The organism is Ruegeria sp. AP12, assembly GCF_056540025.1.
This window is the reverse complement of record NZ_JBQFVZ010000002.1, coordinates 110,194-136,177: the sequence shown is the minus strand read 5'-3', so window position 1 is coordinate 136,177 and position 25,984 is coordinate 110,194. Positions and strand designations below refer to the sequence as shown.

Genomic DNA, 25,984 nt, shown 5'->3' with positions numbered 1-25,984 from the left:
CTTAGACGATCAATTCGAAAGTCCGCTTTGACAGCAAACCATGTGGTTTCGCGAACGCAGCGAACGACCGCTTCCCGCCCGATTCTTACAGTAAACAACTGGACTTTGGCTTGTACGGAAGTGGTACTGACGACGGTTGAGATTCGCTCGGGGCACCCGGGCTCCACTCAGTACAGGGCGCAGGATCAGCCTGTGCCCGCAAAGTGGAGACATCAATGACAACTTCATGTGATACGGAAATCAAAACACCACCCGCCAAACCCGCCCGGAACAACCCGACGCGACAGCAACAGTTGCAGAAACTGTTGTCCCGCAAGGCTGGTGCAACGATTGCGCAGATTCAGAACGCCTTTGGGTGGCAACCGCATTCCGCGCGCGCGGCGATTTCGATGTTGCGCAAGGCGGGACATACTGTTGAGCGATCTGGATCTGGCAAAGGTACGCTCTGCCATCATCAACCCGGCGGTGTGGGAGCGGGTGCAGCAGCTGCTGAAAGATGGCGCAGTAAGGGAGCGCGGCGTTAAGCAGAAAGCAAAGCGATCAGCACTGGCCGGAAAGCTCTATGATGAGACCGGAGATCGGCTGACGCCCAGCCATAGTCGCAAAAATGGAAAGCGGTTGCGGTACTTTATCTCTGGTCGTCTTGTGACGGATCGCAGTCAGAAGTTTCCCGATACGTGGCGACTGCCTGCAGAACAGCTTGAGAACCTCCTGGCTGAAGTGGTTAGACAACACCTAAGCCGACCGAACGCTGTGACATCAATGTTACAGGATATGTCTGCGGCCGAAATTGCTTCAGCAGCGGAGCATCTCAGAAATTGCCAGTCCGTCAGGAAATGCCTCGACCTGATTGCGCGGGCAGACATACGACAGGGGTCGCTGAGTCTGCAGCTGGATCTACAGGCACTGGCCCGGATGATCGAGTGCAGAGCGGATCAGGTCAATGCCGAAGAACTAACAATTGAAGCTCCATTCCAGATGCGCCGCAGAGGCGTGGAACTGAAATTGCACTTGGGCGATCCGCCTCCTGAGATCGATCAGACACTTGTCCGCAACATAATCAAGGCGCGCCAATTGTTGGCGATGATTATTGACGGCAGAACGTTTTCTGAGATTGCTGAAGAAGAGGGCATTTCCAAACGCCGCGTTCAGGATGTGGTCGATCTGGCCATGCTAGCGCCTGATGTTCTGGATGCCATCGCTGCAGGCGAGCAACCTGACGGCCTGACCACGGAATACCTAATCAAGTCCGGCTTCCCAGCGATCTGGTCAGAACAGCGCCAGCAGTTCGCTGCGCTCTGATCTACAGACTCTCCCAAAGTCACCAAACTCGTACCGCCGGAACCGCGTACTGAGACTGCGGCCCGAAATCGGCTATTGTTGTGCTCACGTTCGCGTCTCAGCTCGAATCGTCAAAAACTAAGTCCCTGAAAATTAGCCACAATCGGCAACCAATTATTCAGTGTGTGATTTAATGGAAAATCATGGCTGGGGTGGTAGGATTTGGATTATTGCAAAAAGTATTTTATTTCAGCATCTTACATCTAGTTCGGCGAAAAAATGTTGCGGGATTTGTTGCGGGAATTTCTGCAACGCAGAAAGCCGTCATTTCTTATCGCGCCTTTGAATCGCGTCCAATTGGGACTGGGGTAGAGATGCGTAAACTTCGTCGACATGCTTCGGTTCTGAGATCATCTTTTCTGCGACAAGGTTTAACAACCGGAACAGGGTTTCGGCTGTCGCTCTATCGTCGCGGAGGTCAATTTGGCCGGGATGCACTGCATTGTTGCCAACAACACGAACTACATCTAACGCCTTTTGCACCCGGGGATCCAAACCGCTAGCTACTAATGCTTTGATATCATCGTTTATGTTTTTTCCGGCCTGTCCAAGCACCACGCAGAGTTTCTGAATAGCAAGTCTGATTAGTGCCGCCGCCCCTCGCGGAGATTTATCTAAAATCGCTGCGGCCTCGTCATAGTCTCGGCGTATGTCTGGGGGCAGATCTGGGTTTGGTGCTATTACTACCCCCGAGTTTGGGTAAAGTAGTTTGTCGTAAACCCAAATTGCTACCTTTTCGCAGTTAAAGCACCTGGATAACCATAAATTGGAGACCAAGCTTTCCCGGCTAGCGCGTCTACTTTCAACATAAGGAATACCTTGCGCCAAACGTATCAAACGAGAGCGAGTTTTTTCCCGCTCGTCAGGGTCTTCTTCTTCGCTCAGATCGAAGTTCCTTGCCTCTTCATCCGACCAAACCTGAGGAGAATCGTCTTTTCTCATGGGATCCGCATATGCGGTGTACCAAAATTGTTTGGCCAAAACGCTGCAGTGTGGGCAGTTGAATGCGGTTTCTTCAATCGACGGTGGAACGTATTTCATATTGCCTCAAACAAAAAAGGACTACCCAATTATTTCAGAGCCTTAGTGAAAGCGCCGGATGCAAGCAACTTCAAAAATGTTGCGGGATTTTGCGTTATCCCGCAACATTTACGGAACGATGTTGGGTAATATCGTTGAAAATCAATATGTTATGGGAGGATCATGGCTGGGGTGGTAGGATTCGAACCTACGATACACGGTACCAAAAACCGCTGCCTTACCACTTGGCTACACCCCAACGGTGAGCGGCTATCTACGATTGTTGTTGGCGGGGTTCAAGGGCTTTTGGGTAAAAAATGCGACTGCCTTGAAAAAATATTTTTGGCCGGTCGTCAGGTGGTTTTCAACAGCACTGCGCCGTTGCGATTGCCGGTTTGGACAAGGTCATGGGCGGATGCGCAATCCTGTAGCGGCAGGATCTTTTCAACCGGGCATATTAAGCTGCCATCTTCCAATGCTGCATGCAGCCGATTGATCGCCGCAGATCGCGGTGCAGGCGGCAGAAGGTAGATCAGGATAAGCTCAAGCGTCACAGCTTTGAACATCAGGGGGTAAAAGGGCAGGGTGGGGGACATCTCCTGCGCGGAGCCGAACGCGTTGATACGCCCATTCTCGGCGATCACGGCAGTATTTGTTTCTACATTCCGGCCAAATTCGACATCGACGATTCGGTTGATCGGAACGCCATCATTGGCGGTAAGGATTTGCTGGGCCAGATCAGGATCGCTGTAGTCCAGTACCGTTTCCGATCCGGCCTGTCGCACGCGCTCATAGTTGCGAGGGTGTGCAGTGCTAATGACACGGGCGCCTGCCCATTTCGCCATTTGGACGGCCAGATAGCCAACCGTGCCTGCTCCGCCGTGGATCAAAATGGTTTGGCCTTCAATTTCACCGCCTGAAAAGACAGCGTGGCTGGCCGTCAGGCCCGGAATGCCCAGAACCGCCCCGGTTTCCAGGGAGACGGCGTCAGGAAGGGCAACCGCCTGATCCGAGGGCAGTGTGATTTGGGTGGCCGCTGTTCCCAAGGCGCGATTCCACTGGCCATTCCATATCCAGACGCGCTGACCCAGCCGCGATTTTGGAACGCCTTCTCCAACGGCAGAGATTACACCGGACCCGTCGCTGTGGGGGACGATCACCGGGAACGCAGGTTTCGTGACCCCGGGTCTGGATCCGGCACGCGCTTTGACGTCCGAGGGATTCACACCGGAAAAGGCCAGATCAACGATCACGTCACCTGGGGCCGGAGGCACGTCGGGAAGGTCTTCCAGTTTCAGAACGTCTGACGCATCGCCGAATGCTGAGTATGTGATGGCTTTCATGGTGTCCCCTCGGCCCTGTCAGGTCAATTTAGCTGCGTCGCGGGGCATTGCCAGAGATTCGAACCTCGGTCGCGCCCGAACGATTGCGCGGTGCCGCCAGCACAAGGCGGTGGCTCTTACTCGCGGATTTCGGAGGGTTCGACGCCCCAAAGGTTGGATTTCAAGGTCCAGCCGCGATAGCCGCCTGCGGATATCCGGCACCAATCCAATGAGCATGTGCCAAGGCGGGCGACGACTCCGGTTTCGAAATGCGCATTGATCTGAGAATTCGGGTCAGGGCGGGCGTAAACGGGCAACATATCGGATTCGATCAGAACGGTCCGAACACCTGACAGCAACGCGTAATGGACCCAGCCGCCTGCTCCGTCACGGTCCTGTACCTTGCGCCAGTTGCCGTACTCGGCGGTGATCTGCAGCGGCATGCCCCGACGTTTGAACACCCAGTCGATTCGATGGGTCAGGGACGGGCCGCGTCGCACATTCCCCTCGGCCGCTTTCATCGAGACATAGCGGGGCAGGGGCAGATTCGTGACGGGGCCGCGCGCCTCTTGCGTCGCGGCGGCGATTGGGCCGAACGCCATAAGAACCACGGTAAGGATCGCCAAACAGCGGCGTTTCACCGGTAGAAGACCACTCACTGACTGTCTGCTCTTGTGCCTGTTGATCTGCTTTCGAAAAAAGGTCGACTCAATGCCTTAGGGGTTCTTGTGCCCCGCCTTATCCTGCGCCACGATGCCATGGAGCGCGCGCGTTTGCAAAGCGATGGGAGGGCTGAAGTGCCAAGAGAACGTCTGAGTGTTGTTGTAACGCGACGGTTGCCCGAGGCAGTGGAAACGCGGTTGAGCGAGTTGTTCGATGTTCGCCTGCGCGAGGATGACGCGCCCATGACACGCGAAGAACTGGTCGCGGCGGTGCAAGAGGCCGATGTGCTGGTACCCACAGTGACCGACACAATTGACGGTGGATTGCTGGGGCAGGCGGGTGAGAACCTGCGTCTGATCGCGAACTATGGCGCGGGTGTCGATAATATCGACGTGGCCACAGCCCGGCAGCGCGGCATTCTGGTATCAAACACGCCGGGTGTGCTGACCGACGATACGGCCGACATGACCATGGGCCTTATTCTAGCGGTTACGCGCCGCATACCCGAAGGGTTGGCCGTGATGCAGCAGGGCGATTGGGCCGGGTGGGCACCCACGGCATTGCTGGGTGGCCGGATCGGTGGTCGGCGTCTTGGCATTCTGGGCATGGGCCGGATTGGGCAGGCCGTTGCCCGCCGTGCCAGCGCCTTTGGCATGCAGGTGCATTATCACAATCGCCGCCGCCTGCGCCCCGAGACCGAGGAAGAGCTTGAGGCGACCTATTGGGAAAGCCTGGATCAGATGGTTGCGCGCATGGATGTGATCTCGGTCAATTGTCCGTCAACGCCATCGACTTTTCATTTGATGAATGCGCGGCGGTTGAAGCTGATGAAACCCTCGGCAGTGCTTGTCAACACGTCGCGGGGTGAGGTGGTGGACGAGAACGCCCTGACCCGCCTGATCCGCGCGGGTGAGATCGCCGGGGCCGGGCTGGATGTTTATGAACACGGCACCAATGTGAACCCGCGCCTGCGGCAATTGCCGAACGTTGTTTTGCTGCCGCATATGGGATCGGCCACGTTGGAAGGGCGGATCGAGATGGGCGAGAAGGTGATCATCAATATCAAGACGTTTGAGGATGGCCACCGCCCGCCGGATCAGGTTGTGCCCGCTATGCTATAGCGCATTGGGAAAGGACTGTGATGGAGGTTTATCGGGCCGGATGCCGCTGTGGCAGCGTGCGCGTAACGACAAAGGGGCCTCCGTCGCGGGTTGGGATGTGCCACTGCCTTGACTGTCGTAAGCATCACGGAGCGTTGTTTTATGCCGCTGCCATCTTTCCCACGGACGCGGTTGAGATCAGCGGAGTGGTCCGCAGCTATGCGGGGCGGTCATTTTGTCCGATCTGCGGTTCGCCGGTATTTGCCCAAACCGGAGAAGAGGTCGAGGTTCATTTGGGCAGTTTTGACCAACCCGGCCAATTGAAACCGACATATGAATGCTGGACAATCCGGCGGGAAGGCTGGCTGCCCGAATTTGAGGGCATGCAACGATACGATCGGGACCGCGCAGATTAGGTGATGAACGGCGTGGCGGAACTCTGCCGTCGTTCGGTTCTGTATCAACCGATGGTTGCGGTGTTGCGGTGGCCCGTACAGTGTTGAAAGCAATAGTTGAATTGGAGGATACGATGCGTTCCGGTTATATTTCAGGTCTCATACTGTCTGCGATCACGTTTGCTGCCCCGTCTATTGCGCAGGAAACCGCAGATGCGGTTGCGCCCGAAGGGGCAACGGAAGGTCAGGTTCAGGCCCTCACCGAAGAAGTGGTTGCCGCGCTTGAGGCGAAGGCCGCAGGCGTGCCGGTGCAATCCGACAACTGGATGGTCGCCGCCGCCAATCCGCTGGCCGTCGAAGCCGGGGCGCGGGTGCTGCGCGCAGGCGGCTCGGCTGCGGATGCGATGGTTGCTGTTCAGGTTGTTCTGGGGCTGGTCGAGCCGCAATCTTCGGGTCTTGGGGGCGGGGCATTTCTGGTTTGGTACGATGCCGCCACAGGAGAATTGAACACGCTGGACGGGCGCGAAACGGCCCCGCTGGAGGCGACGCCGAGGCTGTTTCACGACGAAAACGGTGAACCGCTGAAATTCTTCGACGCGGTTGTCGGCGGGCTGTCGGTGGGTACTCCGGGAACGCCCGCCCTGTTGGAGGAGGCCCATCGCCGCTGGGGCCGGTCGCCATGGCCCGGCCTGTTCACAGATGGTATCCGGCTGGCCGAGGACGGCTTCCTTGTGTCGCCACGCCTCGCCACGCTGGTCGAGAATGATGCCGAGCGGCTTTCCCGCTTTCCGGCAACGGCCGAGTATTTCCTGCCCGGCGGCGAACCCTTGCAACAAGGGCAGCGATTGGTGAATCCCGATTACGCGGAGACGTTGCGGACTCTGGCGGCCGATGGGGCTGCGGGGTTTTATGGCGGTGATATCGCTGCGGGCATCGTCAACACCGTTCGGACCGCTCCGGGCAATCCGGGCGTTCTGTCAGGCATTGACCTTGCGCTGTATCAGGTGATCGAGCGTGAGCCGGTCTGCGCCGCATACCGGTCGTTTGATGTATGCGGTATGGGGCCCCCTTCGTCGGGCGCGCTGACCGTGGGGCAGATTCTGGGCAAGCTGGACAATTTCGACCTGTCCGCCATGGGGCCGGACAGCATGGAAGCCTGGCGTTTGATCGGAGACGCTTCGCGCCTCGCCTTTGCGGACCGAGGGCGGTACATGGCGGACAGCGATTATGTCCCCATGCCGACCAATGGGCTGGTGGACCCGGACTACCTGTCGGAACGCGCCACCTTGCTGAACACCGAAAGCGCGCTGATCGAGGTCGCGCCCGGCAATCCCGAATTCGACCACGCGTTGAACTGGGCCGATGATGCCTCGCTGGAACTGCCTTCGACCTCGCATATCTCGATTGTGGACGGCTATGGCAATGTCCTGTCGATGACCACGACCATCGAAAACGGCTTTGGCTCGCGGCTGATGACCAACGGCTTTCTGTTGAACAACGAATTGACGGATTTCTCGTTCAAGACCCATTCGGACGGAGTACCCATTGCCAACCGGCTGGAGCCTGGCAAACGTCCCCGCTCGTCGATGAGCCCGACGATTGTGATGCTGGACGGCGCGCCGGTTCTGGCCATTGGATCGCCCGGTGGCAGCCGTATCATTGGCTACGTGGCCAAGTCGATCATCGCCTGGGCGGATTGGGGCATGGATGTGCAGCAGGCCGTCTCGCTGCCGCATCTGGTAAACCGGTTTGGCACCTATGACGTTGAACTGGGGACCACCGCCGAAGGTTATGTCGATGCCCTGACCGAGCTTGGGTTCGAGGTGAACCCCCGCGACCTGACCTCGGGCCTGCACGCCATCGAAATTCGCGACGGGCTGAGCGGTGGCGCGGACCCTCGGCGCGAAGGCATCGCGCTGGGCGAATAGGTCTTGGGACTTGTCCCGCGTTGCCGGGCCTTTTAGTCATGAACTGAAAGGCCCGGCACCCTGTCGGGCAGGGGAGAACCAAGATGGTGCAGGCAACCGCGCTGCCCCGCAATGACGCGGGTATTGAAACGGCGATTGGAATTCTGAAACAGCGCTTTGGCGACCGGCTTCAAACCAGCGCCGCGATCCGGGAACAGCATGGTCACACCACGACGTGGATCGCGAACCAAAGCCCCGATGCCGTCGTCTTTCCGCAGACGACCAGCGAGGTCGCCGACATCGTAAAAACCTGCGCGGCCCACAAGGTTCCGGTGATTGCCTTCGGCACCGGCACCTCGCTTGAGGGGCACGTCAATGCGCCAGCCGGTGGGGTTTGCGTTGATCTGATGCAGATGAACAGGGTGCTGGCGGTAAATGCCAGCGATCTGGATTGTGTCGTGCAACCCGGCGTCACCCGAGAGGACCTGAACACCCATCTGCGCGATCAGGGCTTGTTCTTTCCCATCGATCCGGGGGCCAACGCTTCGCTGGGTGGAATGGCCGCAACGCGGGCCTCGGGCACCAATGCCGTGCGATACGGGACCATGCGCGACAACGTGCTGAGCCTTGAGGCCGTGATGCCAGACGGGCAGGTGATCCGAACCGGGAACCGCGCCAAGAAGTCTTCGGCCGGCTACGATCTGGCCCGGCTGCTGATCGGGGCCGAGGGGACGCTGGGCATTATTACGGAACTGACGCTGCGGTTGCACGGGATACCCGAGGCGATCAGCTCGGCCCGCTGTTCTTTCCCAACCGTCGATGCCGCGTGTCAGGCGGTGATGATGACAATCCAATACGGCATCCCGGTCGCGCGGATTGAACTGCTGGATGAGATGTCGGTTCGGGCCGCGAACGCCTATTCTGGCCTGACGTTGCCCGAAACTCCGCTGTTGCTGCTGGAATTCCACGGGTCCGAGAATGGCGCGGCGGAACAGGCCGCAACTTTTGGTGAAATAGCGACTGAATTCGGGGGAACCGATTTCGCCGCAACCTCGACCACCGAAGAACGCAACAAGCTTTGGCAGGCGCGCCATGATATGTATTGGGCCTGCCTGCAATTGCGCCCCGGCGCACAGGGCATATCGACGGATGTCTGCGTTCCGATCTCGCGCTTGGCCGAAGCGGTGGGTGCCGCGCAAGGCAAAGCCGCCGAACTGGACCTGATCGCCCCGATTGTCGGGCATGTGGGCGATGGGAATTTCCACACCTTACCCCTGATCGATATGGACAACAAAGATGAGGTTGCCAGGGCCGATCAGTTCGTCGGCTGGCTGAACGATCTGGCGATCTCGATGGATGGAACCTGCACGGGTGAGCACGGAATTGGTCAGGGAAAGCGCCCTTATCTGGTCAAGGAACTTGGCGCTGCGACCCGGTACATGGCCACGATCAAGGCTGCGTTGGATCCGGACAATATCATGAACCCAGGAAAGATGGTTCGGGACCAATAGCCCGCTGTATCGCGGGCCATATTCGCTGTCTCACTGCGACTTTTTAGGACACTGATTCAGCCTGCGGGTCGTTTTTTTCTTATCACCGGTCGGATGAATGTCGCGCCGCGCCCTGGATTTGCGCCATATGGGTGCAACTGAATTCAAGGGGAGACGCCCGGTTATGAAAACCCAAGTCAAAGCACTGGTTGTTGGCGGCGGTGCCGTCGGCACCTCGATTGCCTATCATCTGGCCAAAGCGGGCTGGGACGATGTGATGCTGATCGAACGGGATGAGCTGACCTCGGGCTCGACCTGGCACGCGGCGGGCCTGCTGCCGCTGTTCAACATGTCCTACGCAACGACCCACATCCACAAATACTCGGTCGATTTCTACAAGACGCTTGAGGAAGAGACCGGCCTGAACGCGGGCTTCGCCGTGGTGGGCAACCTGCGCATGGCGCAGACGCAGGAGCGTATGGATGAATACATGCTCTATGCCTCGACCGCCGAGACCTGCGATGTCGCCTATGAATGGCTAACGCCCGAGCAGATCAAGGAACGCTGGCCGCTGATCGAGACCTCGGACCTGAAGGGCGCGATTTATCACACTGAAGATGGCTATATTAACCCTGCGGATGTTACTCAGGCCATGGCAAAGGGTGCCCGTCAGCGCGGCGTGGACATCGTGCGCAAGATGCAGGCCGATGCCTTCCACTGGAACGGCACCCATTGGGAAGTCACCTGCACCAAGATGGTCGAAAAGGGCGGCAACCTTATCCCGTCCGATGAGCAGGTGGTCATCACCGCCGAGCATGTGGTGACCGCATCAGGCAACCACGCGCAGCGCACCGCCAAGATGCTGGGCATCAAGATGCCCGCGATCCCGGTCGAGCACACGTTCATCGTCATGGACAAAGACCCCGAGCTGGTCAAATGGCGTGAGGCGGGCAACGCGGAGCACCCTGTAATCCGCGACGCCGACAATGAATCCTATGCGCGCGAGGAACGCGGCGGCTGGATTCTGGGCATCTACGAACATGGTGCGCCTGCGCAGTTCGAACATGGTGTGCCGGACAGCTTCCGCGCCGACCTGTTCCCGCTGGATCTGGACCGGATCGCTGATCAGTACATGGCCATGGCCGAGCGCGTCCCTTCCTGCGCCGATTCTGGTCTGAAAGACGATTTCAACGGCCCGATCTGCTACACGCCTGACGGCAACCCGCTGGTTGGACCGGCTCCGGGCCTGCGCAACATGTGGCTGGCCGAGGGCTTCAGCTTCGGTATCACCGCTGCAGGCGGCACCGGCTATTACCTGGCGCAGATGATGGTCGATGGCGAAGCCGAGATCGACATGGCCTCGCTGGACCCGAAACGCTATTCGTCCAACTGGATGACCACCGAGTTCGCAGCCCGCAAGAACGAGGAATGCTACGAACACGTCTACATCCTGCACCACCCGGATGAAGAGCGCGAGGCCTGCCGCCCGTTGCGCACCGTCCCGGCGTATGACCGCCAGAAGGCGCGTGGCGCACAGTTCGGCTGGGTCAACGGTTGGGAACGCCCCAACTACTTTGGCCCGCTAGACGCGGCGGACAGTTTCGACAAGGAAAGCCGTTCGTTCCGCCGTGGCGGCTGGTGGCAATACGCCGTCGAAGAAGCCAAGGCGATCCGCGAGGGAGTTGGCCTGATCGACGCCTCGGCCTTCACCAAACATGTCGTCAAAGGCCCCGGTGCGACCGCATTCCTCGACTGGTTCACCTGCAACAAGCTGCCCAAGGTCGGGCGCATCAACCTGACCTACGCGCTGACCTCGCACGGCACCACCCGCACCGAATACACCATCGTCCGGAATGGCGAAAACAACTACTACATCGTCTCAGCCGGTGCCTGGACTGAGTATGACGCCGACTACCTGCGCAAGGCGGCTGAGGACAAGATGGAGGAGTTTGGCTATATCGAAATCCAGGACGTGACCACTCAGTGGGGTGTTTTCGCTATCGCCGGACCCAAGTCGCGTGACGTTCTGAAAGAGGTCATCAAGGACGCCGACCCGGACACCGCGCTGTCCAACAAGCGCTTCCCGTGGCTGTCGGCGCGCCAGATCGAACTGGGCATGTGCCCGGTCAACGCGATCCGTGTGGCCTATACCGGTGAGTTGGGCTGGGAACTGCATCATCCGATCGAGATGCAGAACTACCTGTTCGATCTGCTGGAAAAGGCCGGTGAGAAACACGGTATGAAGCTGGTCGGTGCCCGCGCCCAAAACTGGCTGCGGCAGGAGAAATCCTATCGCGCCTTCGGCACTGAATTAGGTCGCGATGCGACCCCGCTTGAGGCCGACCTGCCGCGTTTTGTCGACCTGTCCAAGGATTTCCACGGCAAGGCCAAGCTGGAAGAAACCGGCGTGCGCGTGAAATGCTGCACGCTGCTGATCGACGGGCCGGACGATGCCGATCCGTGGGGCCGCGAGGCGCTCTATACGCCGGAAGGTGAGCGCGTGGGACGTCTGACCTCGGGTGGCTACTCGGTGGCGTTCGAAAAATCCATCGGTATGGGATACGTGAAACCAGAACTGGCGGTCGAAGGCACCAAGCTGCAGGTCAAAATGCAGGACAAACTGTGGGATGCGGTTGTCACTTGCGACAGCCCGTATGACCCGAAAAACGAGGTCATCCGCAAGGACGGCTAATGGGTCGCAATAAATGGGCCGCCTGCGGCGCCCCATGCCTCCGGCGGAGGTATTTTTGAACAAGAGAAGCGGGGGCTGGTCACAAGATCCAGCCCCCCTGCTTTTGGCGAGGGGGGCCTTCTCCTGTTACGGTCATCGGCGCCTCCGCCTGTACCGCAAAAACACTGTCGCCGATCAGAGTTAACGATCCGTTACTTCTTCTGTTCAAAAATACCTCCGCCGGAGGCAAGCCTGCGACAGCAGGCTTTTTGAACAAGGCCGGCTGACTTATGCCGTGGCAATGAAGGCCAGATTGTTTGCGGGCATTTCAACGGTTTCGACGCGCTTCATCCCCTTGGCAAACAGCATTGATCGAATGTCGGCATCGTTTTTGTAACCAATTTCGGGGTCCTGCAGGACAAGCGCCTCATGAAACCGTTTATCTCCGTCACTGGTCAACAGCCCGTCCCGTTTGAACGGGCCGTACAGAATAAAGCGCCCACCGGGTGAGAGCTTTTTTGCGGTTTCCGACACCAGAGTTTCCGCCTCTTCCCAACTGATCAGGTGCAGCAGATTAATCAGCACGATCAGGTCCTTCGGCGCGAATTGCTTGCTCCAACCCGCTTGCGTTGCGTTCAGTTCCAAAGCCGGTGCGATGTTGGGGAGATTGAGTGCATATGCATCAATGCTGGCGCGGCGTTCGGGATCAATCTCTGTCGGCTGCCAGAACAGGTTGGGCAAACGCTCGGCAAAGGCGCAAACATGCTGGCCCGTGCCGCTGGCGATTTCGAGGGCGGAGCCGTCGGAGGGGGCCCACGCTTCCAAAAGGTCACTCAGAACGCCTGCGTTCCGGGTGGCGGCGGGCGCGACCAGTTTGCCGTTTTCCGCCGGGGTGGCGACGCTGGCATTTGGCGGAGGGATGCGCTTGCTCATCTGTTCAATCGGTCCGGGGTTAGCATGTCGATGATGGTTTGATCAAATATCGGAGTGTTTCCGACAACAAGATCTGCCAGAAACTGAGAAGCGGCTGGCGCGCTTTGGAACCCGTACCCGCCCTGACCAACGCACCAGATAAACGACCGTTCCAGCGGGTCGGGGCCCAACACCAACGTCCCATCTGGCGCAAAGCTGCGCAACCCGGCCCAGTTTGTCTCAATCCGCGTGACAGGTTCGGTCACCAAAGCCTCATACCGCGCCAAGCCTTCGGCCAGTACCATGTCGTCCGCATAGGCGTCATGCGGTGTAACCGGTGTTGCGTCGGCCGGAGATACCAGCAACTTGCCCGCATCCGGTTTAGCATACCAGCTTTCGTCTGTGCCCAGCATCATCGGCCAGCCCGAGACGTCGTGCCCTCCTGGGGCCGGGATTCGCGCCATGCAACGGCGGCGCGGGGTGATGCCGATGGGCTGAACGTCGCCCAGTTGTGCAATCTCATCCGCCCATGCGCCTGCCGCGTTGATCAGGTGGCGGGCGTCGAATACGTCTCCGGCCTCGACCCGCCAATACGCCGATTTGTGAATGGCCGTCACCTTGTGCCTTGTCAGCACGGCCCCGCCATTTCTGCGAATGGTGCGCGAGAAATCCTGCAGCAAGCGATCCGTGTCGATGTCAAACGCGGCTTCGCTGAGTGCGGCATAGCCAACACCTGCGCGATCAAGAATTGGTATTCGGGAAACTGCATCTTCGACCGACACCCTGCTCATGTCGAGACTGCTCAGATCAGCATCGAAGGCTTCACGCTGATCTTTGGCTGCGACCAGCATCAGACCGCGGGGTGTAAGGTAGCCTCCGTTCTCTGTAAGCAGAAACCGGGCGCTGGCTTTGTTCAGCTCTACCACCGATGGCGGGCCGTAATTCTGCTCGAACAGGGCGGCTGATCGACCGGATGCATGATAGCCAACTGCATCTTCTGCCTCTAACACGGTCACGGACCCGTGCTGTGACAGCCGGGCACCTGCGCTCAGCCCCGCAATGCCGCCGCCTATGATGAGGAAATCAATCATATCATGTGCTTTCATTTAGGCAGGTACCCCAAAGGGTTTCAGGTTTCATATCGGTGTCTGAGGTCCCTGTTCGTCTCGACAGTCGGTCCGTGGACTATAAGCAAGCTTGAATTTGTGCTTCAACCCGGTCAAAGAAGTAGCAAAACAAACAGGAGGGTAAGGTGACCGCAGCAGAGCTTCATCCAATGGCCACCGGGCATATTCCCAGATACGTCGTCGCAGCCGACGGAAGCGATTACCTTTTCTCCGCCATGGTCGTTTTCTTTGTGGTGCTTGTGGTGCTGATCGGTGTTGGCTACCTGACACTTCATTCGGTTCCCGAGAAAATGGCGCATGAAAACAACCATCCGCAGTTCCAGTTGGTGGGAATTCTGGCGCTGTTGGCCCTGTTCACGCATAACGGAATTTTCTGGATTGCGGCCATTCTGGTTGCCGGGTTCCAGTTCCCGGATTTTGCGACGCCGATGAAGAACATTGCCGACGCTATTCGATCTTTGGGTCGGTCACCTGTGCCAGAGACGCTGCCCGAAGCGCCGCCCCCAGCCGCGCCGAGTGCGGACAGAACCGAAGCGCAGGAGCACTAAGTCATGATCGAGACGATGATCTGCGCCCTGATTACGGTGCTGCCCGACTATCTGTTCCGCCGCTTTGTCCAAGGTAAGCGGATCGGGCATGAGATTACGTTGTTCACCATGTGGTATGAATTGCGCTGGGGGCTGACCACCTGTGCCATTCTGGCCCTGACGGTAATCACCACGCTGTTCTATTTCCACCCGGCCAGCACAACCGCTGCGTCCTATTTCCGGACGGTCACCATCCTGCCGCAACTGGGTGGGCGCGTGTCCGAGGTCTATGTCCGCAACAACGAATTGGTGCAGGCGGGCCAGCCGATTTTCCGGATCGAGGATTTCACTCAGCAGGCGCAGGTTCAGGCCGCGCATGCGCAGGTTGCTCAGGTGCAGGCCTCGCTGAAAGTGGCCGAAACCGATCTGGCCGAAGCCGACGCCGGGATCGCCGGTGCCCGCGCCGCGCTGGATCAATCGCTTGAGGATCTGGAACGCAATACCACGCTGCGGGATGAAGGATCGAGCGCCGTTCGTCTGACCGAGATCGAGCGGTTGGAGAATCTGGTAGAGGAGCGCGAGGCGCAGGTCACGGCTGCGGAATCCCGGCGTGCGGCGGTGGTTCAGCAGATCGAAGAGTTGATCCCGGCCCAGCTAGCCAGCGCCAACGCCCAACTGGACGCCGCGCTGACCGAGTTGGACAAGACCGTGATCAACGCCGGAGTAACCGGTCGGGTCGAACAATTCGGGCTGCAAGTGGGGGATTACGTCAGCCCGCTTTTGCGACCTGCCGGTATTCTGGTGCCGTCGCATTTCGGGCATGACAGGTTTCAGGCTGCATTCAACCAGCTTTCTGCACAAGTCATCAAACCCGGCATGATCGGAGAGCTGGGTTGCATGACCAAACCCTTTACCGTGATCCCGATGGTCGTGGTCGAAGTGCAGGACGTGATCCCCTCGGGCCAGATCCGCCCGTCGGATGAGTTGCGGGACGTGCAGACCAACAACAACCCCGGTTCTATTCTGGTGTATATGGAGCCACTGTATAAAGGCATGACCGACGACATTCCGCCGGGCAGTAACTGTCTGGCAAATGTCTACACCGACAACCACGAACGGCTAGAGCATGAAGACCTTGGGTTTTGGGAAGGGGCCTTCCTGCATGTCGTCGACACCATCGGCGTGGTTCATGCTGCGGGATTGCGTCTGCGACTGATCCTGATGCCGGTGAACACTCTGGTCCTGACCGGCCATTGATCTGTCTTTGACCCCGGTCGTCAGACCGGGGTCGTATGCGGACCGGTAAAATTCCAGCACGCAAAGCGGTTTGAATTGATCTGTAGGCAGGCCGATGTGCTTCAGGTGACAGATGAAACTTTGAGGATGAATGCCCCGTCAAATCCCCAGTTGTGACGCTGCCAGATTGCGCAGCACCTCATCCGTGCCGCCGCCGATGGTCATCACCTTCACTTCGCGGTAAATCCGTTCCGAGGCCGTCCCCCGCATATATCCCGCACCGCCCAGAATCTGCACCGCCTCATCGGCGCAAAATTTCAGCGCGTCCGTCGCTGTTACCTTGGCCATCGAGGTGCGGGCGACGTGGACGTTCAAGGGGTCAGCGCCCTGCATGTAGCGCCAGATGATGTCATAGGTCAGGGTTCGGGCCGCATCGATCCGGGCCGCCATGTCGATCAGCTTGTGCTGAATGGCCTGACGCGCTGTCAGCGGTTTGCCGAAGGCAGTGCGCTGTCTGGCCCAGGCCAGGGCCTCGTCGTAGCAGACCTGCGCCATCGTGTAGGCGTGCACCGCCAGGGCCAGTCTTTCATTGTTGAAGTTTAGCATGGCCGCCAGAAAGCCTTCGCCTTCCATACCCACCAGATTTTCAGCCGGAACGCGGCAGTTGTCGAAATGCAGATGCGCTGTGTCCGACGCCCACCAGCCCATCTTTTTCAGTTCTGTCCGGGTCAGCCCCGGCGTGTCGCCTTCGACAACCAGAAACGAGATGCCGGTCATGCTTTGATCGTCAGGATCTGTGCGCACAGCCACGGTCAGTTGATCGGCCTGCATGCCCGAGGTGATAAAGGTCTTTTCCCCGTTCACGATGTAATGGTCACCATCCCGGATCGCGGTGGTGCGCAGGGCGGCCACGTCCGATCCTCCGCCGGGCTCGGTTATGGCCAGCGCCGCGATGCGGTCGCCTGCGATCACCGGTTTCACGAACTTTTCGAGCAGTACCGCGTTGCCGCTTTGCGCGATCGGAGGCAGCGCAATCGAAAAAGACCCCAGCGAGGCTGCAACGCCCCCCGCACCACAGCGCGCTATCTCTTCGGTGCCAACCACTTGCATGAACAGATCACCGTTCGCCCCCCCCAGATCTTCGGGGAAGGCGACGCCCTGAAATCCAACCTCGGCAGCTTTCTTGTACAGCTCGCGCGGAAGGCGACCGGCGTCTTCCCATGTGTCGATATTGGGCATGATCTCGGCCTCGACAAAAGCGCGCAGGCTGCTGCGGAAGGCCTGATGCTCTGCGCTGAAATGACGGTCGGGCCGCGTATTGTCGTACATGATGCTCTTTCCCCCGAACTGTGATCAGGTGCTATTTCTGGACTGAACGAATTGCCAGACGATTTTTGAGAACTGGTCGATTTTGGATTGCAGGGCCATCGGGTCCGGCGCAAACCGCGCCTGAATCAACAGCCCGCGCAAATAGGTGCGGCAAAGATCCCAGACCATCACCATCAATTCCGGATCATCGGGATAGGTGGCGCGCAGTTGCTGGTTCAAATCCGCGTCCCACTGCGCCAGCATGTCGTTAAGCGCGAATTCCAGATTGGGGTCAGTGCGCGCAGCCACCATCAGCTCGACAAAGGCGCGCCCGGCCGAGGTGTTCACAACCCTTGACCACAGCAACTGCGCGATCTGCCCATAGTCCCCGGCGCTGTCCTGACCATGCGCGCGTCCGAAATAGCTGATCGCACCGGCGCGGGCGTTGTCCAACATCAGTTCCGCAGCGGCCACGATCATGTCGTGGCGGGTTGGAAAGTGATAGTTCACCGATCCGCGCGACAGGCCTGACCGGCTTTGGATCGCGCTGAAACTGGTCTCGGCATAGCCAAGTTGGTCAAGGCATTCGATCACGGAATCCAGCACCGCGCGCCGTGTCGCAACCGCGCGATCCTGCTGGCGACGGGGCGATGTGCCAGTTGCGTCAGACGAAGTCGTGTTGGTTTTCATGTTGACAGGCTGCTCTGGACTTGTGAAAAAAACAGGACGTCCTGTTTTATATGAGAGCCACCGTGCCATATCAATCATCAATTCAGACCAGCAGCGAAACTTTTCACGAAAATCAGGCGGCGATGCTGTCTCTGGTCGAAAAACTGCGCGAGCTTGAGGCGCGGCCCGTGAAGCTGTCGGAACAGAAGCGCGAGCGGTTCGAAAAGCGCGGGCAGATTTTACCGCGCGAGCGTCTGGCCCGGCTGCTTGACCCCGGCATGCCGTTTCTGGCGCTGCACACCATTGCTGGGTATCTGATCGACAGCTCGAAAGAAGAGAAATCGGTGCCGGGTTCTTCGCTGATCGCGGGGATCGGATTTGTGAACGGCGTGCGCTGCATCATCTGGGTGGATGACAGCGGCATCAAAGCTGGTGCGATGGGCGTCAAGGGGCTTGAGGCCGGGCTAAGCGTGCAGCGGTTGGCGCTGCGACACAAGCTGCCCTTTGTTCATCTGGTCGAAAGCGCGGGGGCCGACCTGACCAATTATAAGGTCGAGATGTGGGCGCGGGGCGGCACAGCCTTTGCCAATCTGGCCCGGATGAGCGCGGCAGGCATTCCCACAGTCGCGGTCCTGCACGGGGCGTCAACTGCGGGCGGGGCCTATATGCCCGGCTTGTCGGATTATGTGATCGGGGTGAAAAAGAACGGCATGGCGGCTCTGGCCGGGGCCGCCTTGGTCTATGCGGCCACCGGGGAAGAGGCGGACGAGAAAGAGCTTGGCTCGGCCGAGATGCACGCCTCGGTCAGCGGACTGGTCGAGTATCTGGCCGAGGATGATGTGCAGGCGATTGCCATGGCACGCGATGTGGTCGGCAAGCTTGACTGGAACAAGGGACAATCCATGCCGCCGCGCCGCGCGTTTGAACCTCCGGTCTATGACCCGGCGGAACTGGCTGGGATTGTGCCTGCCGACCCCAAGGTGCCCTATGACGTGCGCGAGGTGGTGGCGCGTCTGGTCGACGGGTCTGAGTTTGAGGATTTCAAACCGGATTTCGGCCCGGCCACCGTCTGTATGCGCGCCTCGATCCACGGGTTTGCCTGCGGCATCATTGGCAATAATGGTCCGATTGATACGCAAGGGGCGAACAAGGCCACGCAGTTCTTCCAGCTGTGCGATCAGGCGGACATCCCGGTCATCTTCCTGAACAATACGACCGGTTACATGGTCGGCACCGCCTATGAACAGGCGGGCATGATCAAGCACGGCTCGAAGATGATTCAGGCAGTCACCAACATGCGGGTGCCCAAGATCACGATGTATATCGGGTCCAGCTTCGGCGCCGGGAATTACGGCATGGCCGGATATGGCTTTGCGCCCGATTTTCTGTTCGCCTGGCCGAATTCGAAATCCGGTGTGATGGGGGGCGAGCAGGCTGCCAAGACCATGGGTGTCGTGCAGGCCATGACCGCCAAGCGCAAGGGCATAGACCTGCCGAAAGAGGCGTTGGAGCAGCAAGGCAAGATCATCCGCCATATCTTTGACGAACAATCCGATAGCTTCGTCACCTCGGGGCGTGTTCTGGACCATGGCATCATCGATCCGCGCGACAGCCGCAAGGTTCTGGCCATGTGTCTGGAAACGGTCGAGGAAGGCCGCAATCGCCGTCTCAAACTCAACGCATTTGGCGTGGGGCGGATGTGATGGACGGCGCTGCCTATAAGCATCTGGACCTTGAACAGCAGGGCGGGTGGCTGACGGTCTGGTTCAACGAACCGGCCCGTCGCAACCCGCTGACGTTCGAGCGGATCGATGAGTTGCTGGCCCTCTGCGCCAATTTGCAGGAACGCCGTGACATTCGCGGCGTGGTTCTGCGCGGTCGGGGCGGAGTGTTCTGCGCCGGAGGGGACCTGCGGGCGTTTCAATCCGCTTTCCAAGGAGCGGATGCGCGCGATGAGGTCATTGCGGCATCGGTCCGTGGGGCTATGGTGTTCGATGCCATCGATCAGTTGCCGCAATTCGTGGTCATCGTGGTCGAAGGGGCCGCCATGGCCGGAGGTTTTGGCATGGTCTGCTGCGGTGATCTGGTGATCGCCGAGGAAAACGCCAAATTCGCCCTGACGGAGACCCGGATCGGCATCGTTGCCGCCCAGATCGCGCCCATGGTGCAGCGGCGGCTGGGGCGGCGTCAGACACGCCGTTTGATGCTGTCTGCTGCCACTCTGACCGGCCAGCAAGCCGTTGAGGTTGGGTTGGTCGATCAGTTGGTCAGCGGCGCAGACGGGATTGATGCGGCCTTGACCGACATTCGGGCGCAGATCACCCGTGTGTCACCCAATGCTCTGGCAGTGACCAAGGCGCTGTTGCGCGACATGGAAAGCCTGCCACGACAGGACCAGATTGCCCGCGCCGCCGATGACTTCGCCGGGTGCCTGTTGTCGCCCGAAGGGATCGAAGGCGTCACCAGCTTTATGCAGAAACGAAATCCGAAATGGGCCGAGGCCGAAGATGTTTGACACAATTCTGATTGCCAACCGGGGTGAGATCGCCTGCCGCGTCATCGACACCGCTCGGCGGCTGGGCCTGCGGACGGTCGCGGTTTACTCGGACGCGGACCGCAACGCTCGCCATGTGAAACTGGCGGATGATGCGGTTCATATCGGTGGCTCGGCCCCGGCGGACAGCTATCTGCGCGGCGATGCCATCATTGCCGCAGCCCAACAGGTGGGCGCACAGGCGATCCACCCGGGCTATGGCTTTTTGTCCGAGAATGAGGCGTTTGCCGCCGCCATGGGTGCTGCGGGGTTGGCCTTTATCGGCGCGCCTGCCGCAGCAATTGGTGCGATGGGCAACAAGGCAGCCGCAAAACGGTTGATGATCGCCGCCGGGGTTCCCTGCGTACCCGGTTATGAAGGCGAGGATCAATCCGATGCCGCATTGACCGAGGCCGCCGCCAAGATCGGCTTCCCGCTGATGATCAAGGCCGCTGCCGGTGGCGGCGGGCGCGGGATGCGCATCGTGCGTGGTGCCGACGATCTGGCCGCAGGATTGCAACTGGCCCGGTCGGAGGCGGAAAACGCCTTTGGGTCCGGCGAATTGATTCTGGAAAAAGCCGTCATCGCACCGCGCCATGTCGAGGTTCAGGTCTTTGCTGACGATCACGGCACAACTCTGCATCTGGGCGAACGCGATTGCTCGGTCCAGCGTCGTCACCAGAAGGTTCTGGAAGAGGCGCCATGCCCGGTGATGACGCCCGAACTGCGCAAGGAAATGACCGACGCTGCAATCGCCGCCGCCCGTGCGGTGGACTATCGCGGCGCGGGTACGGTGGAATTCCTTCTGGATGCCTCGGGTGCGTTCTATTTCCTGGAAATGAACACCCGGTTGCAGGTCGAACACCCGGTGACCGAGGCCATCACCGGCCTCGATCTGGTCGAGTTGCAGATCATCGTGGCGCAAGGCCTGCCCCTGCCGTTGACGCAAGCGGATGTGCGGCTTGACGGGCACGCCATCGAGGCGCGTCTCTATGCCGAAGACCCCGGCGCGGATTTCGCGCCCGCGACTGGCCCGATTGCCCTGTGGCAAACACCCGACGGCGAAGGGATGCGCACCGATACCGGCATCGAAACGGGGGGTGAGGTCTCGCCCTTCTACGACTCGATGCTGGCCAAAGTGATCGGCTTCGGCCCCAGCCGCGACGTGGCGCGTCGTCGTCTGGTCGCCGGGCTGAAGGAAACCGCGCTGTTGGGTCTGACCACCAATCGCGGCTTTCTGATCGACGCGCTGAACCAGCCTGGTTTTGCCGACGGATCGGCCACCACGGCCTTTATCGCCGAGACCTATCCCGATGGCGTCGACCCGGTTCAGGCCCGGCCCGCCGATTTCGCGTTGACCGCCGTTCTGATCCATTGTCAGGACCGCGACCGCCTGTTTGCGCGATCCACCGTCGTCAGCGAAGAACTGCTGGACTGGCACAGCGTTGCGCCGCTGCCGAACATGGTCACACTGATCCACGGCGAGGCCGAGGCCAAGGTCTCGGTCTCACCGGTTGGCGATCATTTCGACGTCCGTTGCGGCGATGACAGCTTTGTCGTGACGGTTCAGAGCATGGGCGACACCAGCGCAACCCTGGCGCTGGACGGGCGGCGCGTTACCGTCAGCTTCACCCGCTGGGGCAACGGCCAATTCGGTCTGCGCCGCGACACAGTTGACCTTACCTTCACGATTTTCGATCCGTTGGCCGCGTCAGGCGACGATGCGGGCGGCAGCCGGATCGTGGCTCCGATGCCGGGGGTTGTGGTCTCGATCAACGTCGCGCCGGGTGATGAGATCGAAAAGGGCCAGACGCTGGCCGTTCTCGAAGCGATGAAAATGCAGCACCAGATCACGGCCACGCGCGACGGACAGGTCCGCGAGGTTGTCACCCGGGCCGGTGCGCAACTGACCGCTGGCGCGCTGATGATCGCGTTGGAGGAAGACGCGCCGTGAATTCTGAGCTGTGCAAGAATATGGGGCTGGAGTTCCCGCTGTTTGCTTTCAGCCATTGCCGGGATGTGGTCGCTGCGGTGTCGCGGGCCGGTGGGATGGGTGTGTTTGGCGCGGTGATGTACACGCCCGAGCAGTTGCGGCAGGAACTGGAATGGATTGACGCCAACGTCGATGGCAAACCTTACGGCGTGGACCTGATCGTACCGAACAACCTGGCGGCCTCTGGTGCAGGGCTTGACCCCGACCAATTGTTGGCCGCGTTGCCCGCCGAGCAGAAACTACTGGCCGAACAAGTCCTGCAAAGCCATGGCATCGACACGTCCGGGATTGATGATGATCGGATCAGGTTCCTGGATTTCGCCCGCAACATGGATGCAGAAGGCGCGCAGGCGATGCTTGAGGTTGCGTTCTCGTTCCCGATCAAGCTGATCGCAAACGCTTTGGGTGAGCCGCCGAAGATCATGATCGACATGGCGCATGAGCGGGGCGTTCCGGTGGCCGCTCTGGTCGGGGCAAAGAAACACGCCGAACGGCAGATCGCCGCCGGGGTGGATGTTCTTGTGGCTGCGGGCGGCGAAGCGGGTGGTCATTGCGGTGAGGTTTCAACCATGGTGTTGACGCCCGAGATCGTCTCGGTCGCGCAAGGCAGGCCGGTTCTGGCGGCGGGCGGTATTGCCACGGGTCGCCAGATGGCGGGCGCGATGGCGATGGGGGCTGCGGGCGCGTGGTGCGGTTCGGTTTGGCTGACAACTGCCGAAGGGGAACCGGCGCAGCCGATCAAGGACAAGATGCTGGCGGCCACGTCCTCGGACACTGTGCGCAGCAAGTCGCGTACCGGCAAGATGTCCCGACAGTTGAAATCGGCCTGGACAGATGCGTGGGAGGACAGCGATGTGTCCCCCTTGCCGATGCCGTTCCAGACCATCGTCAGCGAGCCGGCATTGCATCTGACCGAAAAACTGGCCTCAGCCGGGCATGAAGGTGCGACCGAACTGGCGACCTATTGGGTCGGACAGGCGGTTGGATTGATGAATGAAACAACCTCGGCCGGACAGGTCGTTCAGGATTTCAAAGCCGATTTTCTGGACGCCGTCGACCGGCTCAATACTCTGTTGGAGACATAATGGAACAGGTCACTGCCTTTCTGGAGGAAAGCGAAGCATTGGCTGCCGTAATCGAGGCGCAGTGCAACGGACGTTGGGATGCGCCCACCCAGTTCAAGGGGTGGACGGTGAATGATGTGTTGGCGCATCTGCATTTCTGGAACCGGGCCGCCGATCTGTCGCTGACCTCGGCGGATGCGTTCAATGCGATGCTGGGTGAAAGCCTGCCCAAAATCCAGACGCTGGGGTTTCGGGCCATGGAAAACGCCGCCATCTCGGAACGGGGCGAGGCGCTGCTGACCCTCTGGCGGGATTACTTCCGCGATATGGCCACCCGTTGGCAGGGTGTGGATCCCAAAACGCGCCTGCCCTGGGTGGGACCGTCGATGTCGGCGCGGTCGTCCATCAGCGCGCGCCAGATGGAGACCTGGGCCCATGGGCACGAGGTCTTTGACCTTTTCGGCGCGGAACGCACCGAGAGCGACCGGATCAAGAACATCGTCATTCTGGGCGTCAACACATTCGGGTTTTCGTTCCAACTGCGCGGGAAAGAGGTTCCGCCTGCGATGCCTGCCGTCGAACTGACTGCGCCCTCGGGCGAGGTCTGGCAATTTGGCGACGCGTCGGTGGGGCAGATCAGCGGTTCGGCCCTTGGGTTTGCGCAGACGGTGACGCAGACGCGCAGCTATGTGGACACTGATCTGACCGTTTCGGGCGATCTGGCGAGGGAATGGATGGAAAACGCCCAGTGCTTTGCTGGACCGCCTGAGACCACGCCGCCGCCCGGATCGCGGTTCCGGCAATAAACGGTCCTGACCCCGGAAAGGACGAGATGCAGCCGATCGACGCCAATACCCTGAAGCCCGTACCGCTTCACCTGATCGACACCGTCAGGCGGCTTGGGGATGCGCCTGCTTATTGGCACGAGGTTGATGGGGATTGGCAATCGCAAAGCTGGTCGGGGTTCGGGGCCGAGGTTGAGCGGGCGGGTCGTGCATTGATCGCCTTGGGGCTTGACCCCGGACAGGTCGTTTGCATTCTCGGCCGCAATCGCCCGGAATGGGTGGTCATGGCCCATGCGGCAATGGCGGCCGGGTGCAATCCGACAGGGATCTATTTCACCTCATCAGCCGAAGAGATTGACTATATCATCCGCCATTCGGATTGCCCGCTGGTCTTGTGCGACACGGACGAAAACCTGTCGCGGGTGCAATCGGTGCGGGCAGATGTCCCGGGTCTGCGCCACGTCGTGTCCATGAACCGACAGGTGGCAGAGGCCGATGTGCTGTCCTGGCCTGATTTCCTTGGGCTTGGCGGGGCAGAGTTTCAGCCCGAATTGGACGCCCGCCGCAATGCGCTGACGCTGAAAGACACGGCACTTCTAGTCTATACATCGGGGACCACCGGGAAACCGAAGGCGGTTGTGCTGTCGCATCGCGCCGCGATCTGGATAACGCAGACGCTTGGTGAGTTCATGCAGGTCAAGGACGGCGCGCGTATGCTGTCATACCTGCCGCTGGCCCATATTGCAGAGTTCAACAACTCGATTTTGGGCCAAGCCGTGTTTGGAAGTCAGGTCTGGTATTGTCTGGACCCTTTGACCATGCGCGATGTGCTGCCCCTGTGCCGCCCAACGGTGTTTCTGGGCGTGCCGCGCGTCTGGCAGAAGATCGAAGAACGGATCACCACGGGTGTTGCTGCGGCAAAAGGGGCCAAAGGCGCGATGGCGCGCTGGGCACTGGGTGTTGGGCAGGAGGTGGCTCAAAAGCGGCTTGGGGGTCAAAAGCCCGGCTTTGGCCTTGCGCTGCAATACCGTCTGGCTGATCGGCTGTTGCTGAGAAGGGTGCGCCGCGCATTGGGGCTGGCGGATTGCGGTACGATCCTGTCCTCTGCGGCACCGATCTCGGTTCAGACACTGCAGTTCTTTTTCGGCCTCGGCATCGATGTCTATGAAGGTTACGGCCAGTCCGAGGCCTGCGGCCCCAGCACGATGAACTGCGCCAGCGCCAACCGATTGGGCAGTGTCGGCAAACCTCTGCCGGGCATCGAGGCGCGCGTTGCCGAGGACGGTGAGGTTTTGGTGCGTGGTCCGAACGTCTTTGATGGGTATCTGAAAGACCCTGAATCCAGCAGCGAAACCCTGACCGAAGATGGCTGGCTTCTTACAGGTGACTTGGGGCAGATCGACGAGGATGGGTTTGTCACCATCACCGGGCGCAAGAAAGAAATTCTGATCACCACCGGCGGCAAGAACATCTCGCCCGCCGCGATTGAAAATGACCTGACGGATATTCCGCTGGTCGAACACGCCATGTTGTTGGGAGATGGGCGCAAATTCGTGGCCGCGCTGCTGAGTATCTCGGAAGATGCGCTGGCCGCCTTTGCCGAGGCCGAAGGGTTGGACAACCCGACACCGTTGCATCCCTGCGTGCAAGAGGTTGTCGCTGCCGCCATTGCCCAGATCAACCCTCGTTATTCTCGCGTCAATCAGGTGCATGAATTCCGTATTCTGCACCGACCTCTGTCTCAGGACGCCGATGAACTGACCCCGACCCTTAAGATGAAGCGACGGGTGATCGAGAAAAACCATGCCGCTTTAATCGATGCAATCTATGCAAATCCCCCCGAACAGGAGCCTTTATGAGCCCCCATTTGAACGACCCAACCACCCCCATCAAACCCGCTGCGTTTGGTGCCTGCCACGGC

At 59.8% G+C, this 25,984-nt stretch carries 22 protein-coding genes and 1 tRNA gene; 15 read left to right on the top strand and 8 right to left on the bottom strand.

Annotation, left to right across the window (positions count from 1 at the left end; translation table 11 throughout):
* Window positions 1–215 precede the first annotated feature (215 nt).
* Together ACR0E6_RS08585 and ACR0E6_RS08580 are read left to right on the top strand one after the other, a co-directional pair.
* Window positions 216–524, top strand: a complete 309-nt coding sequence (locus tag ACR0E6_RS08585) for a DUF3489 domain-containing protein (RefSeq protein ID WP_480582400.1) — start codon at window positions 216–218, stop codon at window positions 522–524.
* Window positions 415–1,302, top strand: coding sequence for a hypothetical protein (locus ACR0E6_RS08580; RefSeq protein ID WP_480582398.1), 888 nt, complete (start codon window positions 415–417; stop codon window positions 1,300–1,302). The genes ACR0E6_RS08585 and ACR0E6_RS08580 overlap by 110 nt, the downstream gene beginning before the upstream one ends.
* Window positions 1,303–1,605: 303 nt before the next feature.
* Here the strand turns inward: ACR0E6_RS08580 and ACR0E6_RS08575 are convergent, their stop codons facing one another.
* The 4 genes from ACR0E6_RS08575 to ACR0E6_RS08560 form a co-directional block, all read right to left on the bottom strand.
* Window positions 1,606–2,382 carry a DUF4145 domain-containing protein gene (locus tag ACR0E6_RS08575; RefSeq protein WP_480582396.1) on the bottom strand — a complete coding sequence of 259 codons (777 nt, stop codon included), beginning with the start codon at window positions 2,380–2,382 and terminating at the stop codon, window positions 1,606–1,608.
* A 163-nt stretch (window positions 2,383–2,545) separates the two neighbouring features.
* Window positions 2,546–2,620: transfer RNA gene (locus ACR0E6_RS08570), tRNA-Gln, on the bottom strand.
* Between the two features lie 94 nt (window positions 2,621–2,714).
* Window positions 2,715–3,704 (bottom strand): NADPH:quinone reductase, encoded by a 990-nt coding sequence (locus tag ACR0E6_RS08565; protein WP_480582394.1) that lies wholly within the window; start codon window positions 3,702–3,704, stop codon window positions 2,715–2,717.
* A gap of 116 nt (window positions 3,705–3,820) precedes the next feature.
* Window positions 3,821–4,285: an SH3 domain-containing protein gene (locus ACR0E6_RS08560; RefSeq protein ID WP_170453126.1), complete on the bottom strand. Its 465-nt coding sequence runs from the start codon at window positions 4,283–4,285 to the stop codon at window positions 3,821–3,823.
* Between the two features lie 195 nt (window positions 4,286–4,480).
* On the opposite strand from ACR0E6_RS08560, the gene ACR0E6_RS08555 reads away from it, so the two are divergent.
* The 5 genes from ACR0E6_RS08555 to ACR0E6_RS08535 all read left to right on the top strand — a co-directional run bounded on the left by ACR0E6_RS08555 (window position 4,481) and on the right by ACR0E6_RS08535 (window position 11,930).
* The gene (locus tag ACR0E6_RS08555; protein ID WP_170453125.1) at window positions 4,481–5,467 is read left to right on the top strand and encodes a 2-hydroxyacid dehydrogenase; all 987 of its coding nucleotides are present in this window, start codon (window positions 4,481–4,483) and stop codon (window positions 5,465–5,467) included.
* 20 nt (window positions 5,468–5,487) lie between these two features.
* On the top strand, window positions 5,488–5,862 hold the full coding sequence (locus ACR0E6_RS08550) for a GFA family protein (protein ID WP_480582392.1): 375 nt from the start codon (window positions 5,488–5,490) through the stop codon (window positions 5,860–5,862).
* A gap of 113 nt (window positions 5,863–5,975) precedes the next feature.
* A complete protein-coding gene (gene ggt / locus ACR0E6_RS08545; protein WP_480582390.1) occupies window positions 5,976–7,769 on the top strand; it encodes a gamma-glutamyltransferase in 1,794 nt (597 codons plus the stop codon).
* A gap of 83 nt (window positions 7,770–7,852) precedes the next feature.
* Window positions 7,853–9,259 carry an FAD-binding oxidoreductase gene (locus ACR0E6_RS08540; protein ID WP_480582388.1) on the top strand — a complete coding sequence of 469 codons (1,407 nt, stop codon included), beginning with the start codon at window positions 7,853–7,855 and terminating at the stop codon, window positions 9,257–9,259.
* Window positions 9,260–9,422: 163 nt separating this feature from the next.
* Window positions 9,423–11,930, top strand: coding sequence for a GcvT family protein (locus tag ACR0E6_RS08535; protein ID WP_170523122.1), 2,508 nt, complete (start codon window positions 9,423–9,425; stop codon window positions 11,928–11,930).
* Window positions 11,931–12,197: 267 nt separating this feature from the next.
* Here the strand turns inward: ACR0E6_RS08535 and ACR0E6_RS08530 are convergent, their stop codons facing one another.
* Both ACR0E6_RS08530 and ACR0E6_RS08525 read right to left on the bottom strand, forming a co-directional pair.
* Window positions 12,198–12,842 (bottom strand): DUF938 domain-containing protein, encoded by a 645-nt coding sequence (locus tag ACR0E6_RS08530; RefSeq protein ID WP_170452270.1) that lies wholly within the window; start codon window positions 12,840–12,842, stop codon window positions 12,198–12,200.
* The gene (locus tag ACR0E6_RS08525; protein ID WP_480582386.1) at window positions 12,839–13,912 is read right to left on the bottom strand and encodes an NAD(P)/FAD-dependent oxidoreductase; all 1,074 of its coding nucleotides are present in this window, start codon (window positions 13,910–13,912) and stop codon (window positions 12,839–12,841) included. The genes ACR0E6_RS08530 and ACR0E6_RS08525 overlap by 4 nt, the downstream gene beginning before the upstream one ends.
* 185 nt (window positions 13,913–14,097) lie before the next feature.
* On the opposite strand from ACR0E6_RS08525, the gene ACR0E6_RS08520 reads away from it, so the two are divergent.
* Together ACR0E6_RS08520 and ACR0E6_RS08515 are read left to right on the top strand one after the other, a co-directional pair.
* Window positions 14,098–14,496, top strand: coding sequence for a hypothetical protein (locus ACR0E6_RS08520; protein WP_480583135.1), 399 nt, complete (start codon window positions 14,098–14,100; stop codon window positions 14,494–14,496).
* Window positions 14,497–14,499: 3 nt separating this feature from the next.
* Entirely contained in the window at window positions 14,500–15,732 is a 1,233-nt protein-coding gene (locus ACR0E6_RS08515) for an HlyD family secretion protein (RefSeq protein ID WP_480582385.1), read from the top strand.
* A 138-nt stretch (window positions 15,733–15,870) separates the two neighbouring features.
* Here ACR0E6_RS08515 and ACR0E6_RS08510 read toward each other — a convergent pair whose 3' ends face one another.
* A complete protein-coding gene (locus ACR0E6_RS08510) occupies window positions 15,871–17,040 on the bottom strand; it encodes an acyl-CoA dehydrogenase family protein (RefSeq protein WP_170523138.1) in 1,170 nt (389 codons plus the stop codon).
* 24 nt (window positions 17,041–17,064) lie between these two features.
* Window positions 17,065–17,709 (bottom strand): TetR/AcrR family transcriptional regulator, encoded by a 645-nt coding sequence (locus ACR0E6_RS08505; protein ID WP_170523141.1) that lies wholly within the window; start codon window positions 17,707–17,709, stop codon window positions 17,065–17,067.
* A 62-nt stretch (window positions 17,710–17,771) separates the two neighbouring features.
* Between ACR0E6_RS08505 and ACR0E6_RS08500 the strand changes: the two genes are divergently transcribed.
* Genes ACR0E6_RS08500 through ACR0E6_RS08475 form a run of 6 tightly spaced genes read left to right on the top strand, consistent with a single transcriptional unit; the run spans window position 17,772 to window position 25,922 of the window.
* Window positions 17,772–19,391, top strand: a complete 1,620-nt coding sequence (locus tag ACR0E6_RS08500; RefSeq protein ID WP_480582383.1) for an acyl-CoA carboxylase subunit beta — start codon at window positions 17,772–17,774, stop codon at window positions 19,389–19,391.
* Window positions 19,391–20,203, top strand: a complete 813-nt coding sequence (locus tag ACR0E6_RS08495) for an enoyl-CoA hydratase-related protein (RefSeq protein WP_170452258.1) — start codon at window positions 19,391–19,393, stop codon at window positions 20,201–20,203. The genes ACR0E6_RS08500 and ACR0E6_RS08495 overlap by 1 nt, the downstream gene beginning before the upstream one ends.
* Window positions 20,196–22,175 carry an acetyl/propionyl/methylcrotonyl-CoA carboxylase subunit alpha gene (locus ACR0E6_RS08490; RefSeq protein ID WP_480582381.1) on the top strand — a complete coding sequence of 660 codons (1,980 nt, stop codon included), beginning with the start codon at window positions 20,196–20,198 and terminating at the stop codon, window positions 22,173–22,175. The genes ACR0E6_RS08495 and ACR0E6_RS08490 overlap by 8 nt, the downstream gene beginning before the upstream one ends.
* Window positions 22,172–23,299, top strand: coding sequence for an NAD(P)H-dependent flavin oxidoreductase (locus ACR0E6_RS08485; RefSeq protein ID WP_170622328.1), 1,128 nt, complete (start codon window positions 22,172–22,174; stop codon window positions 23,297–23,299). The genes ACR0E6_RS08490 and ACR0E6_RS08485 overlap by 4 nt, the downstream gene beginning before the upstream one ends.
* Window positions 23,299–24,084 carry a TIGR03084 family metal-binding protein gene (locus ACR0E6_RS08480; RefSeq protein ID WP_480582379.1) on the top strand — a complete coding sequence of 262 codons (786 nt, stop codon included), beginning with the start codon at window positions 23,299–23,301 and terminating at the stop codon, window positions 24,082–24,084. The genes ACR0E6_RS08485 and ACR0E6_RS08480 overlap by 1 nt, the downstream gene beginning before the upstream one ends.
* 26 nt (window positions 24,085–24,110) lie before the next feature.
* The gene (locus ACR0E6_RS08475) at window positions 24,111–25,922 is read left to right on the top strand and encodes an AMP-dependent synthetase/ligase (protein WP_480582377.1); all 1,812 of its coding nucleotides are present in this window, start codon (window positions 24,111–24,113) and stop codon (window positions 25,920–25,922) included.
* Window positions 25,923–25,984 lie beyond the last annotated feature (62 nt).

Bases quoted from the DNA above. Each gene is read 5' to 3' on its own strand.
- ACR0E6_RS08585 (WP_480582400.1), top strand. From the start codon at position 216: ATGACAACTTCATGTGATACGGAAATCAAAACACCACCCGCCAAACCC.
- ACR0E6_RS08575 (WP_480582396.1), bottom strand. From the start codon at position 2,382: ATGAAATACGTTCCACCGTCGATTGAAGAAACCGCATTCAACTGCCCA.
- ACR0E6_RS08565 (WP_480582394.1), bottom strand. From the start codon at position 3,704: ATGAAAGCCATCACATACTCAGCATTCGGCGATGCGTCAGACGTTCTG.
- ACR0E6_RS08560 (WP_170453126.1), bottom strand. From the start codon at position 4,285: ATGGCGTTCGGCCCAATCGCCGCCGCGACGCAAGAGGCGCGCGGCCCC.
- ACR0E6_RS08550 (WP_480582392.1), top strand. From the start codon at position 5,488: ATGGAGGTTTATCGGGCCGGATGCCGCTGTGGCAGCGTGCGCGTAACG.
- ggt (WP_480582390.1), top strand. From the start codon at position 5,976: ATGCGTTCCGGTTATATTTCAGGTCTCATACTGTCTGCGATCACGTTT.
- ACR0E6_RS08540 (WP_480582388.1), top strand. From the start codon at position 7,853: ATGGTGCAGGCAACCGCGCTGCCCCGCAATGACGCGGGTATTGAAACG.
- ACR0E6_RS08535 (WP_170523122.1), top strand. From the start codon at position 9,423: ATGAAAACCCAAGTCAAAGCACTGGTTGTTGGCGGCGGTGCCGTCGGC.
- ACR0E6_RS08530 (WP_170452270.1), bottom strand. From the start codon at position 12,842: ATGAGCAAGCGCATCCCTCCGCCAAATGCCAGCGTCGCCACCCCGGCG.
- ACR0E6_RS08525 (WP_480582386.1), bottom strand. From the start codon at position 13,912: ATGATTGATTTCCTCATCATAGGCGGCGGCATTGCGGGGCTGAGCGCA.
- ACR0E6_RS08520 (WP_480583135.1), top strand. From the start codon at position 14,098: ATGGCCACCGGGCATATTCCCAGATACGTCGTCGCAGCCGACGGAAGC.
- ACR0E6_RS08515 (WP_480582385.1), top strand. From the start codon at position 14,500: ATGATCGAGACGATGATCTGCGCCCTGATTACGGTGCTGCCCGACTAT.
- ACR0E6_RS08510 (WP_170523138.1), bottom strand. From the start codon at position 17,040: ATGTACGACAATACGCGGCCCGACCGTCATTTCAGCGCAGAGCATCAG.
- ACR0E6_RS08505 (WP_170523141.1), bottom strand. From the start codon at position 17,709: ATGAAAACCAACACGACTTCGTCTGACGCAACTGGCACATCGCCCCGT.
- ACR0E6_RS08495 (WP_170452258.1), top strand. From the start codon at position 19,391: ATGGACGGCGCTGCCTATAAGCATCTGGACCTTGAACAGCAGGGCGGG.
- ACR0E6_RS08490 (WP_480582381.1), top strand. From the start codon at position 20,196: ATGTTTGACACAATTCTGATTGCCAACCGGGGTGAGATCGCCTGCCGC.
- ACR0E6_RS08480 (WP_480582379.1), top strand. From the start codon at position 23,299: ATGGAACAGGTCACTGCCTTTCTGGAGGAAAGCGAAGCATTGGCTGCC.
- ACR0E6_RS08475 (WP_480582377.1), top strand. From the start codon at position 24,111: ATGCAGCCGATCGACGCCAATACCCTGAAGCCCGTACCGCTTCACCTG.